This is a genomic window from Microbulbifer maximicatervae (SeqCode) (assembly GCF_052467695.1).
The window spans coordinates 694,721-709,892 of record NZ_CP174320.1 but is presented as its reverse complement, the minus strand read 5'-3'; the positions used below and the strand labels follow the sequence as shown (position 1 = coordinate 709,892).

The following is a 15,172-nucleotide window of genomic DNA, read 5'->3' as shown; positions in this document are numbered from 1 at the left end:
ATTCACAGAAACTGTCTGGGCTATAGAAGGGCGCTAATGGTATCAGGTTACGCCCTCTGAGAATAAAGCTGGCGGAGCTTATTTTACGGCTTATTCTGACTCGCCAGCCCTATTGTTTAGCCGCAGCCAGATATATTGCCAGAAAATATACTGATCGGTTTACTTTCTGCTATTCATGTGTATACTGCACTGAGTAGTTTACATTTTGAGATTGACTAACAGATACTGAGGAGAGAGCAATGAGTAAGGTTGCCTTGATTACCGGGACTTCTACAGGGCTGGGGCAGAGTCTGGCGCTGCAAATGGCCAAGCAGGGGTTTAGGGTCTTTGCCACCATGAGAGATCTCTCCAAGGCCGACCAGCTGATAAATGCCGCTCCTCAGGGGGCGGCTCTCGAAGTGATGGAATTGGATGTAACAGATTCTGATAGTATTCAGAACTGCGTCGATACCATTACCCGGGATGCTGGGCGTATCGATTTATTGATCAACAATGCTGGCGCTGGTTTTGTAAAGACCACTGAACACGCCAGCGAAGAAGAGATACGTTGGGTGACGGATGTGAACTACCTCGGTGTAGTTTGCTGCACTAAAGCAGTTTTACCCCATATGCGCGAAGCTCGTAGTGGACACGTTATCAATATTTCGTCAGTGGGGGGGCTAGTTGGGCAGCCGTTCAATGAGCTGTATTGTGCGGCAAAGTTTGCTGTTGAGGGTTATACAGAGGCTCTGGCAAGTTATATAACCCCTGCCTTTAATATTAATTTTACCGCTGTCGAGCCCGGTGGAATCCACTCAGAGTTTGCCAATAATGTGCTTTCGCAGTTGGAGCGGAGCCAGGGGTATCCCGAAGATGAATACCAGGGGGTCTTCAATCAGTATATTGGTGGTATGAGGTCGCGAAGCCCAGAGCAGACAGCTGAGATATACCAGACATCTGACCAAGTAGCCGACGTGGTTTTACAAGTGGTACAGGCTGAGGAGCCACCTATTCGGGTCAGAACATCCAAGTGGGCCAATGAACTTTGCAATTTTAAGAGCGGCTTGGATCAGGATGGTAAAAAACAGCAACGAATGGTAATCGAAAGCTTTTTACCTGAATTTTAATCTTTTAACTTTACGAATTTAGCACATAGGGCAAGTTACTAACTACCATGTGTGTTGCTTAGTATTATGGAGTGTATTTACCAGGACAAGCCGTTTATGAAAGAGTCAAAAAGCTGATTCATGGCCGGCAATAGTATTACTGTCAGTAAAAGAATTTGGTTGCCTAGCTATGACCAAGTCAGCGCAGGCCGTAAGTTGTAGTAACTGTTCAGTCAGGCGTTTGTGCTTGCCTGCAGGGCTGGTGCAGGCGGATATTGATCGGCTTGAACGTGTTACCCGCAAGAAAAAGGTAATTAAAGCGGGTGAAACCTTGTATCGAGCAGGTGACCCTTTCCAAAATCTCTATGCGATTCGCTCTGGAAGTGTCAAAACGGTAGTCATTGGTGCAGATGGGAATATCCAGGTAACACATTTCGCCCTTCCTGGTGAGCTGTTGGGGCTCGATGCTTATAGTAGTCGGGTTCACCCCAGTTATGCGGAGGCGCTGGAAGACAGCAGTGTGTGCTTGTTGCCATTTGACCAACTGGAAACCTTAGCTCAGGAAGTTCCAGCACTGCAGCAGCAAATCTATAGCATTTTTTCCGAAGAGTTGCGGCAGGAAAATGAAATCTTAATGTTGCTGGGAAAGCGTGCTGCTGATGCCCGCTTAGCGGCATTGTTGATTAATATTTCCAGTCGCTATGCATGTCGTGGTTACTCCCCCCGTGAATTTGTACTTTCTATGCCGAGGACGGACATCGCCAATTACTTGGGGTTAACAGCGGAGACGGTGAGCCGTTTATTTTCGCGTTTTCAGCGAGATGGCCTGGTGAATGTTAGTGGTCGAATGGTTGAAATCCTTGACTTGTTGGCGTTGAGTGAATTGGCTGGAACCCATTGCGGCTACGATTGACAGTAGTAAAGGCTTTCATTTTTCCAATTGATTTTCTTGAAGCTAGTTCTTTTTAGTCAGACTGGTTTGCGGGTATTGGCGCATAATTCTTCCTGAGGTTAGTTTCTCTTACCTGCCTATTTTGGCAGCACTTGGGCCATTTCAGCCAAAATAACTGCGAATACTGCCGCTCAAAAAGGGTACGATGGTTCTAATTAAATGCCGCTATTTTGGGAACGTTTTCTTTTCTCCTTTGTTTAAGAGGGTTTAGCTGTATAGCTTGGATATTTGTAGCTCCCTTGCCTGGTATTTTTTGTATTTCACACCTCTAGCAAATATCCAATAAGCCATAGTAGCCTTTGTCACAGAGCGCTAGTCAGTAAGCCTCAACAAAATAAGAAGTGAGAGGAAGGGAAGTATGCCTGTCAGAGAATTTGATCTAGTTAAGATTTTTGCAGCGGAAGGAACGCAGGTGGGAGATGCTCCCAACCTGGTAATTTCCGCTCACGGTGCAACAACTAAGCAAATTTTTTATCCCAAAGGACACGGAGGGGATAACCTCTTTTTCTTTTCTCCCCATGGTTACTCTCTAAATGATCCAGGTATTGGTAGTGTCTTGAGTGGCAACGCGAAATATCATGAATGGATTGGTAAGGGAAAGGTTTGCCATAATTATACCCTGAGTAAATATCAGGGGTATCACGGGTCAACTACTGGCCAGATCTTAGGGCGTATTACCCGGCCTTTTATAAAAGGTGAGAGCTATGCTGATGTGCAAAAGGCTGTGGATAATGCCCATGAGCACAATGAGATGGTGCGAAATCTGGATCCCAATAATCCCATGCATCAACCTTATATTAAGAAAGGGGTTAAGCCGGTAATGTCGGCGGATTTATTGACTATTCGCAATAGAGTAAAAATGGATAACCCCACCTTAGTGGATGTTCTAAATATTCTGCATAGAAATAATCTGCACTATGAAAATATCTACTGTTCTTTTTGTCGAAGCGAAGTGAGTTTTAGCAATATCCTTATTGGAACCCCATCCTGGGACAGCAAAATGCAGCGACCAACCACCTAAACGGTGTCTTCTAACTTCGTATTCAATTCTTAAGTAGAGAGAAGATGGTGCCCGTTAAGCTAGAAATGTGAATGCATTTTTATTATGGGTCACCATCTACCAATTTGTTACAGCTCACTTCCTTGAGCTTGCCGGGCCTAAACTGTTTTCCTCAATTCCTCCTTATTTTTGTCATATTTATTTCATACCTCACTTATTTGACTAATACTTAGTCCAAAAAATTTTCCTCTTCGTGACTAATGTCAAAAATCATGCAATAAAACTTGAGTATGGATGATTGGTCATAGTAGGTTGTTAGTACGGTTGTTTTGTTTGGAGGGGTGACCCTCTTATTTCTGTACTCGACGTTAGATAGGTGTCATATGCCTGTTCGTGAATTGGATTTAGTCAAAATTTTTGCACCGGAAGGTACCAATGTTGGGGATGCGCCGTCCCTGGTGATTTCTGCCCACGGTGCCGCAACCAAGCAGGTTTTTTATAATAAAGGCCACGGTGGCGACAACCTGCTTTTCTTTGCACCTCACGGTTACACGTTGGAAGATCCTGGACTACAAGATGTTGTAGATGGGAAAGCAAAAGTTCATGAGCATATTGGCAAGGGTAAGATATGCCGTAACTATATGTTGAAAAAATTCCAGGGGTACCACGGCAGTACAGCCGGACAGATTTTTGGTCGCCTATCGCGCCGATTTATTAATGATGGTGAGAGTTACGCTCAGATTCAGAATGTTGTGGATGAAGCCCATAATCACAATGTGAAAGCTATTCGGAATCAGGCAAGACTGCAGCAATATGACTTAAATGATCCCTTTCAAAAGTCTCTGTATGACGCAAAAGTTGGTGCTTCTTTGTACACCACAAAGATGGAAGCTAACTTCTTGACGATTCGAAATAGGCACAATCAAAAGAGTCCAACCCTGGCTGATGTGCTCAATATTCTGCATCGGAACAACTTACACTATGAGAATATTTACTGTTCTTTTTGCCGTAACGAGTTGAGCGTAGGTAATCTTATATTGGGAACGCCTTCCTGGGACAGTAAAAAGAGGAAGGTGAATACTTAGAAATAAGTAACTGAGTAATTTACGGGTAAAAAAAGGGGGGCGTAAACGCCCCCTTAATCCACTACTTATCAGGAGTGTGTGGAGAAAGCTAATTCCTTTTCAGATTCCTTGTGACCAATACCCGTCTTCCTTGTTTCCTGTAGCCAATCCATGGCCTCTTGTTGCTGTTTGAAATAGCGGACTTCACCGCTAACAAACCAGCTCCCGACTTTTGTGGCTATTTGCTGCCACTCCTCATCCCCAAGTACAGCGACATGCGAGAATTCATTGCCGTGCTTTAAGGCCAGCTTGAACTCATCCCAGATCGCGTGCATCCCCCAGCCCTCGAAATCCCGAAGATCAATCAGCAATTGAACCTGAGGTTTTTTTACCCCTTCCAGAGCATATTCTAATAGTGGTGTTATATGCTCATAATCCTCATGGGTTAACTCACCAATTGCCTTTATGTAAAGGAAAAACTCATCATTTATGCGTTCCATGCCAATGGATATGCCGTGGCGTTTAAACTGCATTAACATTTCCTCCCTGCTGTTTTGGTGACCTAAGCTAATGCCTGCGCGGGCATTTGATGTTGTGTCAGATCTTCGTGCAGGGACTCGTAAATTTTTCTGGTTGCCCTGTCGAAATATCTGCAGCTTAATTCACTGACCTGTTTCTGAATATAAATCCAGTCGGTAGTCCCCAGGTACTGTTCGATCTGTGGGAAAATAGATTTATTTTCCAAGTCCATATGCTTGCGTTGCAGCTTCAGGTAGGTGTTGCAAGCTCCTTGCAGCACTCTCCGTTCAACGGTCGCATCATTGGCAATAGCATAAAATAAAGCGCACATGTGTTTTGTCGCTGCGGCTATATTTTCATGCTGCATTTGCGCTTCGTAAATTGATTCCCTGTCATGTACTGGCTTAGTCAACAGCCGGGAAAATATTAAGTCCTCAACTGGGTGGTGATATCTATCCGGGTACGCCGATAAATAATCCAAAGCATCAAGGATCAGTGACAAGGTGTTTGGATCGCGGTCGCCGCAGCCAAAAAGATCCAGGAGTAATTGCTCAAAGGCGTTGAGCAACTCTTGCATATGTTTATGGTCACAGCACAGTTGTCGGTAGATGGCATTCATCCCAGACCTCCGCGATTTGTCGATGGGTCTATTGTTGCCATATGTACCAATCCAAAGTTGATTTGGATCAAGTGAGGGGGACTTAGTGGGACTCAAGGTGGAATTTACCGCTACCTACTCAGGGGAGGGCTGGGGTTATCAATAGGTATGAGGCTGACCATGCCGCTGAATTCCTTGGTTCAACTCTTATCTGTACCTCGTTGTATTTGACCACAAGATAAATTAAACCTATTTTCGAGTAGCCCTTTCTTCAGTTTTTTCCACAAGTACGCTCTTCTGTCGGACCTAGATAAGGGTGTGTTTGATCCTTCATGTTTTAATAATTTCTAATGACGTGTTGTTGCACATTTAAGCATGCTGCGATGTTTCCCGTTGTTCAATAAATTTATTGGTGTTGAAGTCGTAGGTTGTCATCGAATTATTCCGCAGTGCCCTATTTGTGTGTCACGACAAAGTTAATGCAACAGGATGGGAGTGTTAATGAAAATAGTTAAGGCTGGTATAGGTGTGCTGGCACTCGTTGTTTCAGCGGGCGCAATTGCCGAGGGCGTCTACTGGGGGGGTGTGGCCGGAATAGCTGATTTTGATTTCAAGGGGGTCGATAATCCACTGAATTTGGGACTGCGAGCAGGTTATGTGCGGGCCTCGGGTTTTGGGGTGGAAGGTGAATATACCAGTTCACTATTAAGTGGTGAGACTGAGGCTTATGGTCGGAATGTGGATGTAGACATACGTACTCTTGCTACTTATGCGACTTACAGAACAGAGGGGGACTGGTACCTGAAAGGACGCCTGGGCCTTCTCTATGAAGACGTTTCTGTTGGCAGCGAAAGTAGTGATGACTTGGGTGTCAGCTTAGGGGCTGGAATTGGTTATAGCCTGAATGAAATTTATCACCTGGAGCTTGAGTACACCGTATTAGAGAAGGATGTCAGTTATTGGTCAGGCGGGTTTAGCCTGAGATTTTAATTGTCCCTTTCCTAAATTTAACTAATGGAGACATCTCTTTTTAGAAGCTCCCAGGTTACATTCTGACTTGTCTAAGTGAACACTTGTGCCAATTGATCATGTCCCTATAATCCCTGCCCTTTGATCAGACTTCGAGATTTAAGGGGAAGATGGTGGGCTTTAATCTCAAGGCAATGGCTGCAGTTACCGCTCTGTTGTGTTCCGCTACCGCTTATGGGCAGGGTGCGTATATCGGTGGCGTTTTCGGTGTTTTGGATGTTGATGCCAGGGGGGAGAGTCCTTTAAATGGGGGGATTCGAGCCGGTTATACCTGGGGTTCTGGCTGGGGATTCGAGGCAGAAGTCACCGACTCTGTCATTGATGGTGAGTTCGACTACTACTGGTACGATTACAACTACTCCCTGGCAACACAAGCTGTTTATGCCACCTACCGCAGCCCGGGCAACATTTATCTGAAAGGTCGTATCGGCTACCTCCATGAGGAGTTGGAGATAGATAATTGGGAGAAAGAGTACTCGGATAACGGGGCATCTGCCGGGCTCGGGGCTGGTTTCAAACTGACCGACGAGGCGACCCTGGAACTGGATTACACCATCATTGAGTCCGACGTGAATTACTGGTCTGGCTCTGTGGTGTACAAATTCTGACCGTCTTTTTAAGGTGGACGGGTTGGTCCCGCCACGTCTCTGCATTTGCGCATTCATGCTGCCCTTGGTGTACAATGCGCGCCTTTCTAAAATGCCCAGAATGCATTGAGCAGTAGGGCCATCCCACGCTGGGAGCCTTTGGTCCTACTCATAAGTCTGGGCGCTGTGGTATCGAGTTTTACAAGCCTCTACTCAAGCCCGCTTTACCGAGGGAACACCATGTTTGATTCATCTGTCACTTTAGCTTCTTACGACCCGGAAATTTGGGAAGCCATCCAGGAGGAAGACTCTCGTCAGGAAGACCATATCGAGTTAATCGCCTCTGAGAACTACACCAGCCCAATGGTAATGGAAGCTCAGGGCAGCAGCCTGACTAACAAGTATGCCGAGGGCTATCCAGGCAAGCGTTATTACGGCGGTTGTGAGTACGTGGACAAAGTGGAAACCCTGGCCATTGAGCGGGCCAAGGAGCTGTTTGGTGCTGATTACGCCAATGTGCAACCGCACTCAGGGTCACAGGCTAATGCGGCTGTTTACCAGGCGCTCTGCGCCCCAGGTGACACTGTACTGGGCATGAGTCTGGCCCACGGTGGCCACCTTACCCACGGTGCCCGCGTTAACTTTTCCGGCAAGATCTACAATGCAGTGCAGTACGGTCTGAACCCGGAAACTGGCGAAGTGGATTACGAGGAAGTTGAACGCCTGGCGCTTGAGCACAAGCCGAAGATGATCGTGGCTGGTTTCTCTGCTTATAGCCGAGTGATGGATTGGGCGCGTTTCCGCGAGATCGCTGACAAAGTGGGTGCTTACCTGTTTGTGGATATGGCTCACATTGCAGGCCTGGTTGCCGCTGGTGAGTATCCCTCCCCAATCTCCCACGCCGATGTTGTGACTTCTACTACTCACAAAACCCTGCGTGGCCCCCGCGGCGGTATCATCCTGGCGCGCGCCAACGAAGAAATTGAGAAGAAGCTCAACTCCGCTGTATTCCCCGGTGGTCAGGGTGGCCCGCTGATGCATGTGATCGCGGCGAAAGCGGTTTCTTTCAAAGAGGCCATGACCCCTGAATACAAGGCCTACCAGAAGAAGGTTGTGGAAAATGCCCGCGCAATGGCGGAGACCTTCCTCGATCGCGGTATCAACATTGTATCCGGTGGGACCGATGATCACCTGATGCTGGTTGACCTGATTGGCAAAGAGTACACCGGTAAGGATGCGGATGAAGCCCTGGGTAACGCCAACATCACCGTTAATAAGAACGCGGTACCCAACGATCCGCGCTCTCCTTTCATTACCAGCGGCCTGCGTGTTGGCACTCCGGCAATCACTACTCGCGGCTTTGGTGTAAAGGAAACCCAACAGCTCACTCACTGGATCTGCGACGTGCTGGATGCACTGGAGAAAGGTGATGTTGAAGCAACTATCGCCGATGTGAAGCAGAAGGTTCTGGGTATTTGCGCAGAGTTTCCTGTGTATAAAAAAGGCTGATCAGCACTACTGACAAAAAAGCGGCTCATAGAGCCGCTTTTTTTATGTGTCCCTGTTGAATTTGCGATGCACTGTGGCTGTGCGTGCTGCGGTCACACAGTGCAACGGCTGTGGTAAACTGCGGCCCATTTTCCATTCCGGGGATAATCCCACATGCACTGTCCGTTCTGCAGCGCAGAAGAAACAAAAGTAGTCGATTCCCGATTGGTGGCTGAGGGCGACCAAGTACGCCGCCGGCGCGAGTGCCTGGAGTGCCACGAGAGGTTTACCACATTTGAAACTGCGGAGCTGCTGCTGCCGCGAGTGATCAAGCAAAACGGCCAGCGCGAGCCGTTTAATGAAGACAAGTTGCGCGCGGGTATTCAGCGCGCTGTGGAAAAGCGCCCGGTGAGTATTGAGCGGGTGGAGTCGGCGGTATCTCAAATAAAACACGCCCTGCAGGCGACCGGAGAACGGGAGTTGCCGGCGCGTGCTATTGGTGAATTGGTGATGGAGCAACTGCGTGAGCTGGACCAGGTGGCCTATGTGCGCTTTGCTTCTGTCTATCGCCGTTTTGAGGATGTCAGCGAGTTTAGAGAAGAGATTGAACGCCTGACCAGTAAGGGATCGAAGACAGAATGAGTCAAACGGTTGTACACAGTGCGGAAGCACTGATAGCCCGCGCTATTCAGTTGGCAGAGCGCGGTCTCTACACCACTATGCCGAATCCGCGAGTGGGCTGTGTGATTACTGACGGGGATGGCAATATTGTCGGCGAAGGCTGGCACAAGCGGGCCGGCGAACCCCACGCTGAGATCGAAGCCCTGAGTGATGCCGGTGACCTGGCTCAGGGGGCTACGGTTTATGTCACTCTTGAGCCCTGCAGCCATACCGGCCGCACAGGTCCCTGTGCCGAGGCGCTGGTAAAGGCCGGCGTGGCCCGGGTTATTTACGGAATGCAGGACCCGAATCCGAATGTCAGCGGTGCCGGATTGCAAATATTGCGCGATGCTGGGATCGAAGTGGAAGGCCCCATCCTGGAAGAGAGGTGTCGCGCTCTAAACCCTGGCTTTATCAAGCGTATGACCCTGGGACTGCCCCTGGTGCGAAGCAAATCCGCCATGAGCCTGGATGGGCGCACCGCTATGGCCAGTGGGGAGTCAAAGTGGGTATCGGGCCCTGCGGCTCGCGCCGATGTACAGCGCCTGCGTGCTCGCAGTTGTGCAGTGATCACCGGGGTTGAGACGGTGCGCTTCGACAATCCCAATCTCAATGTGCGCGCCGATGAAATGGCACTGGAAATGCTGGCCGCAGAGCGAGCCGCCGAAGTGCAGCCGCTGCGAGTAATTGTTGACAGCCAGCTGCGCACCCCAGCGAGAGCCTTTATTTTACAGGGGGATGCCCCCACATTGGTGTGCACGACAGAGCGCGCGGAGGCCGAGCGCCGCGAGCGTATTGAGAAAACGGGTGCGGAAGTCGTGGTTTTACCCCATGACAAAGAAGGTCGCGTAGACCTGCTCGCCCTGCTCAAGGAGTTGGCGCGACGCCAGTGCAATGAAGTTTTGGTAGAGAGCGGTGCGACCCTCTCTGGTGAATTCCTCTGTCGTGGCCATGTCGACGAAATAATTGTTTATATGGCGCCAAAACTGCTGGGTAGCACCGGGCGGCCGCTGTTTGAACTGCCTATCGAGCGTATGGGCTCGATGCTGCCGATTACGATTACCGATATGCGCGCAGTTGGTCACGACTGGCGCATTACTGCAACAACCGATATCGAGCGCTGATGTTTACCGGAATTATTGAAGCCTTAGGCGAGATCGCAGAGTTAAAACCCCAGGGCGGCGACCTGCGTGTGCGCGTGCGCAGCGGTAAGCTGGATCTGGGTGATGTGCAACTGGGGGACAGTATTGCCACCAATGGTGTTTGTCTCACGGTTGTTGACCTGCCCGGTGATGGTTACTGGGCGGATGTCTCTGCGGAAACCCTGGATGTGACAACGGTGGGCCGCTGGAAAAAAGGCGACCGGGTCAATCTGGAAAAAGCACTGACACCCCAGACCCGCCTGGGTGGACACATTGTCAGCGGCCATGTGGATGGTATTGGCGAGGTGGTATGGCGCAAGTCCGAGGCTCGCGCCGAGCGGTTCCGCCTGCGCGCACCGGAAAATCTGGCTCGCTATATTGCCCATAAAGGGTCTATCACCGTCGACGGCACCAGCCTCACGGTCAATGCCGTGGATGGGGCTGAGTTTGAACTCACCATAGTGCCACACACGTTGCAGGAAACGATTATGGCCGGCTATACCGCCGGTACTCGGGTCAACCTGGAAGTGGACCTGATTGCGCGCTACTTGGAGCGGCTACTCCTCGGTGATGAGGCAGCCAAGCCTAGTGGTGGGGGCATGACCCTCGAATTTTTGGCCCAGAACGGGTTTTACAAGCGCTAAAGATGGGCCGTGCACCACGGCGAAAACAGCAGCGATAGCCGCTCTATTTGCAATTGATAAATTTATCCAGAGTTAACCATGGAACTAAATACGGTTGAAGAACTGATCGACGATATCCGCCAGGGCAAAATGGTAATCCTGATGGATGATGAAGATCGCGAGAACGAGGGCGACCTGGTGATGGCTGCGGAGCAGATTCGCGCTGAAGACATCAACTTTATGGCCACTCATGCCCGTGGCCTGATTTGTATGCCCATGTCCAAAGAGCGCTGTGAGCAGTTGGACCTGCCGCTGATGTCGCGGGACAACGGAGCCCAGTTCAGCACCAACTTCACCGTATCCATTGAGGCGGCAGAGGGTGTCACCACCGGTATTTCCGCCGCCGATCGCGCGCGCACGGTTCGCGCCGCTGTGGCCAGAAATGCCAAGCCCAGCGATATTGTACAGCCCGGCCATATCTTCCCCATTATGGCCCAGCCCGGAGGTGTATTAAGCCGCGCAGGCCACACCGAAGCCGGTTGCGACCTGGCCCGCCTGGCGGGTTTTGAGGCGGCTGCGGTGATTGTTGAGATCATGAATGAAGACGGCACCATGTCCCGCCGCCCGGACCTGGAAAAGTTCGCGAAAGAGCACAACCTGAAGATCGGCACAATCGCCGACCTGATTACCTATCGCGCCCTGAATGAGAAAACCGTTGAGTGCGTTAATGAGCGCAAGGTGCGCACCGAGTTCGGTGAGTTCAAACTGCGCACTTATCTCGATAAGGCCCGCCGCGAACGCCACTTTGCCTTTGTTAAAGGCGACCCCACCCCAGAAGAACCGACCCTGGTTCGTGTGCATGTGGGAAATACTCTGCGCGATGTGCTTACGATTCAGCGCGGCGATGAAAAATTCACCCCGTGGACCTTCCGCCGCGCGATGCAGCGTATTGAAGAAGAGGGCAAGGGTGTTGTGGTACTGATCTGCCACAACGAAACCACCGAAGAAATCGAAGAGAGTATTGATTGGCTGATCAGCGGCAAGCAACAGCGCCCCAGCCAGGACCTGGTGTACAAACAGGTAGGTACCGGTTCGCAAATTCTGCGGGATCTCAAGGTGCGCAAAATGCGCCTGATGAGCGCACCGTTCAAATTCAGTGCTATTTCCGGGTTTGACCTGGAGGTAGAGGAATACCTGAACGTGGAAGCGCCGCAACCCTAGTAAAAGAGTAACAATACTGAAGCGCCGCTACTGTCCTGATAGCGGCGGCGATGGACAAGAAATACGGATTGAAAATTATGAGCAATATTCAAGTGATCGAAGGGGACTTTGTCGGCAGTACGGGCAAATACGCACTGTTGGTGAGCCGCTGGAACAGCTTTGTGGTTGAAAGCCTAAAGGATGGTGCACTGGACACCCTGCGCCGCAAGGGTATCAAGGATGAAGATATCACTATCTACTACGCCCCGGGCGCATTCGAATTTCCCCTGGCGGCACAGAAGTTGGCTGAGACTAAAAAGTTCGATGCCATTATTGCCCTGGGTGCGGTTATCCGTGGTGGCACCCCGCACTTTGAGTATGTGGCTGGCGAGTGCACCAAAGGCCTGGCTCAGGTATCCATGAATACTGGTATTCCCGTCACCTTTGGCGTGCTGACAGTGGACTCCATTGAGCAGGCTATTGAACGCTCAGGCACCAAGGCTGGCAACAAAGGTTGTGAAGCCGCCGAAACCGCCCTGGAAATGGTTTCCCTACTCGGCAAGATTTAATTGCCGGCGCGCCGGCACAAAAGGTGTGTCGGTGCAGCCCATTCTGTGAAGTATCTACCGGAAAAGACAATGACCGTAACTGCATCCGCCCGCCGTAAGGCACGTCACTACGCCATGCAGGCGCTCTATCAGTGGCAGATGGCCGGCGCCAGCCTTAATTCCATTGAGGCCGAGTTTCACGCCGATAATGATATGAGCAAAACCGACGTGGAATATTTTCGTGATATTTTCCACGGCGTAGCGAAAAACCTTGATGAGGTAGAGGGCGCTTACACGTCGCACCTGGATCGCAAAGTGGAAGATCTGGACCCTGTATCCCGCTCGCTGTTGCGCATGGCCACTTACGAGCTGAAAAACCGTATCGATGTGCCTTACAAGGTTGTCATTAATGAGGCGGTGGCACTGGCGAAAAAATTTGGTCCCACCGATGCCTTCAAGTTTATCAATGGCATTTTGGATAAGACCGCTGCGGACCTGCGCTCGGCAGAGGTAGCCGCAGACAAGAAGGGCTGAGCCAGCAATTATGTCTAAAGCGCCTGGGGAGTTTGAGATCATCCGCGATTACTTCGCCCGCGCTCCCCAGGGCAAAGGTGTAGCCCTTGGGATTGGCGATGACTGCGCGCTATTGCAAGCACCTGTCAGCGGGCAGCTGGCCACTTCTATGGACACCCTGGTAGCAGGTCGTCACTTCCCCGCAGGTGCTGACCCATTCATGGTTGCGAGCCGTGCACTGCGTGTGAATATCAGTGATCTGGCGGCAATGAATGCCCGCCCCCTCTGGTTTACCCTTGCCCTGACCTTACCCGATAGCGACGCCGTTTGGCTGGAGAAATTCGCCAGTGGCCTGCTGGAAACTGCTGGCAAGTTTGGGGTTTCCCTTGTGGGTGGTGACACCACCGCAGGCCCCTTGTCCATTACGATTCAGGTGATCGGCCATACCGAAAAGCCCCTCCGGCGGGATGGCGCTTCTGTCGGCGACAATATTTATGTGAGCGGCCCACTGGGCGCTGCCGCAGCAGCCCTGCCCGTTGTTTTGGCAGAGCGGAATGTGACTGAGTCAGTGCGGCGGGAAGCGGAGCAGGTTTTCTATTTTCCCGAGCCGCAATTAGAAACTGCCAACGCGATTGCAGGCATTGCTACCAGTGCGTTGGATATTTCCGACGGATTATTGGGGGATCTGGGCCATATCTGCAAAGCGAGCGGTGTGGCAGCAGAAATAAACCTGGAATCTCTGCCCATAGCACCCCTGGCCAATCGATTGGCAGCTGATACTGCCGTAGAGCTGGCGGCCTGTGGAGGGGATGACTATCAGCTCTGTTTTACTGCACCGGCAGCCGCTGTTGATCAAGTTCGTCTGTTGGGTTTCACACCCATAGGGAAACTCGTTGAGGGGGGGCCGCAGGTACGCTGCTCCTATCACGGGAACCCCTGGGTTGCTCAATCGCCAGGCTATAGGCACTTTTAAGTCACTGTGTAGACCATAGTGCCTTTGTGAGAATTCAATAACATGAGCATTAACAACCCGACATTTTCCCAGCTGTTGCGCGATCCCACTCTTCTGTTGGCATTTGGGCTCGGCTCTGGGCTGGCACCCAAAGCGCCGGGTACGTTTGGTACCCTGGCAGCGATTCCTTTTTGGTGGTTGATGAAGGATTTGCCTCCATTCTGGTATCTGGCCATTGTGTTTGTTACCGGTGTGGTAGGTTGCTATCTATGTGGTGCAGCTGCCAAGAAAATGGGAGTTCACGATCACGGCGGTATTGTTTGGGATGAAATGGTGGGCTACTGGCTCACCATGTTTATGGCTCCTGCAGGTTGGGCTTGGGCGCTATACGGTTTTGTCCTCTTCCGGATATTTGATATTGCCAAGCCCCCGCCCATTGGTTGGGCTGATCGCAAGGTGCAAGGTGGCGTTGGAATTATGCTCGACGATATACTGGCCGCCGTTTACGCGTCACTGGTGCTGCAATTAACCGCATGGGTACTGGGTGTCTAGGTTGGATAGGGAAGATCAATGCGCAGCTATTTTGTATTTATAGTTAGCTTTTTATTTGCACTGAATGTCAATGCACAGCAGGTGCAGCTAAAAGGCCTGTTTGGCGATAGCGCCATGCTGGAGATTGATGGCCGCCAGAAAATCCTTAAGGCTGGACAAAAATCCCCAGAGGGCGTCACCCTACTGGAGGCAACTACTCGTTATGCGCGGATCAGTGTTGCCGGGCAGGAGCAAAAGCTGACCTTGGCGGCTCCTATCGCAACCAGTTTTGCCAAGGCGGCAAAAGCTGAAGTACGGCTTTCCGCTGATAGCCGGGGTCATTACATGACGGATGCCTGGGTTAATGGCATGAGAGTGCCGATGATGGTGGATACCGGTGCTACCAGCATTGCCTTCAATTATCCCACCGCTCGCCGTCTCGGTTTGAATTTGGATACTGCACAAGAAATACGGGTTTCCACTGCCAATGGAGTTACCAGGGCTTACAAAGTGAGCTTGAACAGTGTAACCATTGGCGGAATCAAGCTTCACAATGTTGATGCGACTGTACACTCCGATGATTTTCCCAGCGTAGTGCTTCTCGGCAATAGTTTTCTCAGTCGGGTTGATATGGAACAGCAGGGCGGTGTGCTGCTACTGCGCGCCCGACACTGATTTAAA

18 protein-coding genes are annotated in these 15,172 nt (G+C 50.7%); 16 read left to right on the top strand and 2 right to left on the bottom strand.

What is annotated here, in order from left to right; all coding sequences use genetic code 11:
- The first annotated feature begins 239 nt into the window (after positions 1–239).
- From ACJJI8_RS03055 to ACJJI8_RS03040, 4 genes are all read left to right on the top strand, one after another.
- Entirely contained in the window at positions 240–1,106 is an 867-nt protein-coding gene (locus ACJJI8_RS03055; protein ID WP_444934224.1) for an SDR family oxidoreductase, read from the top strand.
- A gap of 169 nt (positions 1,107–1,275) precedes the next feature.
- Positions 1,276–1,998: a fumarate/nitrate reduction transcriptional regulator Fnr gene (fnr, locus tag ACJJI8_RS03050; RefSeq protein WP_444896046.1), complete on the top strand. Its 723-nt coding sequence runs from the start codon at positions 1,276–1,278 to the stop codon at positions 1,996–1,998.
- Positions 1,999–2,395: 397 nt separating this feature from the next.
- Positions 2,396–3,058: a putative adhesin gene (locus tag ACJJI8_RS03045; RefSeq protein WP_444934223.1), complete on the top strand. Its 663-nt coding sequence runs from the start codon at positions 2,396–2,398 to the stop codon at positions 3,056–3,058.
- Between the two features lie 362 nt (positions 3,059–3,420).
- Positions 3,421–4,122, top strand: a complete 702-nt coding sequence (locus tag ACJJI8_RS03040) for a putative adhesin (protein ID WP_444896048.1) — start codon at positions 3,421–3,423, stop codon at positions 4,120–4,122.
- Between the two features lie 68 nt (positions 4,123–4,190).
- Here the strand turns inward: ACJJI8_RS03040 and ACJJI8_RS03035 are convergent, their stop codons facing one another.
- Both ACJJI8_RS03035 and ACJJI8_RS03030 read right to left on the bottom strand, forming a co-directional pair.
- The gene (locus ACJJI8_RS03035) at positions 4,191–4,634 is read right to left on the bottom strand and encodes a SpoIIAA family protein (protein WP_282931190.1); all 444 of its coding nucleotides are present in this window, start codon (positions 4,632–4,634) and stop codon (positions 4,191–4,193) included.
- Between the two features lie 29 nt (positions 4,635–4,663).
- The gene (locus ACJJI8_RS03030; protein WP_444896049.1) at positions 4,664–5,239 is read right to left on the bottom strand and encodes a hemerythrin domain-containing protein; all 576 of its coding nucleotides are present in this window, start codon (positions 5,237–5,239) and stop codon (positions 4,664–4,666) included.
- Positions 5,240–5,719: 480 nt separating this feature from the next.
- Between ACJJI8_RS03030 and ACJJI8_RS03025 the strand changes: the two genes are divergently transcribed.
- The 12 genes from ACJJI8_RS03025 (at position 5,720) to ACJJI8_RS02970 (ending at position 15,166) form a co-directional block, all read left to right on the top strand.
- On the top strand, positions 5,720–6,208 hold the full coding sequence (locus ACJJI8_RS03025; protein WP_444907217.1) for an outer membrane beta-barrel protein: 489 nt from the start codon (positions 5,720–5,722) through the stop codon (positions 6,206–6,208).
- A gap of 149 nt (positions 6,209–6,357) precedes the next feature.
- A complete protein-coding gene (locus tag ACJJI8_RS03020) occupies positions 6,358–6,855 on the top strand; it encodes a porin family protein (protein WP_444896051.1) in 498 nt (165 codons plus the stop codon).
- A 219-nt stretch (positions 6,856–7,074) separates the two neighbouring features.
- Entirely contained in the window at positions 7,075–8,343 is a 1,269-nt protein-coding gene (gene glyA / locus ACJJI8_RS03015; protein ID WP_108734578.1) for a serine hydroxymethyltransferase, read from the top strand.
- 153 nt (positions 8,344–8,496) lie between these two features.
- Positions 8,497–8,964, top strand: coding sequence for a transcriptional regulator NrdR (gene nrdR, locus ACJJI8_RS03010; RefSeq protein ID WP_108734577.1), 468 nt, complete (start codon positions 8,497–8,499; stop codon positions 8,962–8,964).
- The gene (gene ribD, locus ACJJI8_RS03005) at positions 8,961–10,106 is read left to right on the top strand and encodes a bifunctional diaminohydroxyphosphoribosylaminopyrimidine deaminase/5-amino-6-(5-phosphoribosylamino)uracil reductase RibD (RefSeq protein WP_444934222.1); all 1,146 of its coding nucleotides are present in this window, start codon (positions 8,961–8,963) and stop codon (positions 10,104–10,106) included. Before nrdR ends, ribD begins: the two co-directional genes overlap by 4 nt.
- Positions 10,106–10,768, top strand: a complete 663-nt coding sequence (locus ACJJI8_RS03000) for a riboflavin synthase (RefSeq protein WP_108734575.1) — start codon at positions 10,106–10,108, stop codon at positions 10,766–10,768. Before ribD ends, ACJJI8_RS03000 begins: the two co-directional genes overlap by 1 nt.
- Before the next feature lie 78 nt (positions 10,769–10,846).
- Positions 10,847–11,968, top strand: a complete 1,122-nt coding sequence (ribBA, locus tag ACJJI8_RS02995) for a bifunctional 3,4-dihydroxy-2-butanone-4-phosphate synthase/GTP cyclohydrolase II (protein WP_413663385.1) — start codon at positions 10,847–10,849, stop codon at positions 11,966–11,968.
- Positions 11,969–12,045: 77 nt separating this feature from the next.
- On the top strand, positions 12,046–12,516 hold the full coding sequence (gene ribH / locus ACJJI8_RS02990) for a 6,7-dimethyl-8-ribityllumazine synthase (RefSeq protein ID WP_108735355.1): 471 nt from the start codon (positions 12,046–12,048) through the stop codon (positions 12,514–12,516).
- A 69-nt stretch (positions 12,517–12,585) separates the two neighbouring features.
- The gene (nusB, locus tag ACJJI8_RS02985; protein WP_444934221.1) at positions 12,586–13,029 is read left to right on the top strand and encodes a transcription antitermination factor NusB; all 444 of its coding nucleotides are present in this window, start codon (positions 12,586–12,588) and stop codon (positions 13,027–13,029) included.
- Positions 13,030–13,039: 10 nt separating this feature from the next.
- Positions 13,040–13,981 (top strand): thiamine-phosphate kinase, encoded by a 942-nt coding sequence (thiL, locus tag ACJJI8_RS02980; RefSeq protein WP_444934220.1) that lies wholly within the window; start codon positions 13,040–13,042, stop codon positions 13,979–13,981.
- A gap of 42 nt (positions 13,982–14,023) precedes the next feature.
- Positions 14,024–14,512, top strand: a complete 489-nt coding sequence (locus ACJJI8_RS02975) for a phosphatidylglycerophosphatase A family protein (protein WP_444934219.1) — start codon at positions 14,024–14,026, stop codon at positions 14,510–14,512.
- Between the two features lie 18 nt (positions 14,513–14,530).
- On the top strand, positions 14,531–15,166 hold the full coding sequence (locus tag ACJJI8_RS02970; protein WP_444915485.1) for a retropepsin-like aspartic protease family protein: 636 nt from the start codon (positions 14,531–14,533) through the stop codon (positions 15,164–15,166).
- The last annotated feature ends 6 nt before the right edge of the window (positions 15,167–15,172 follow it).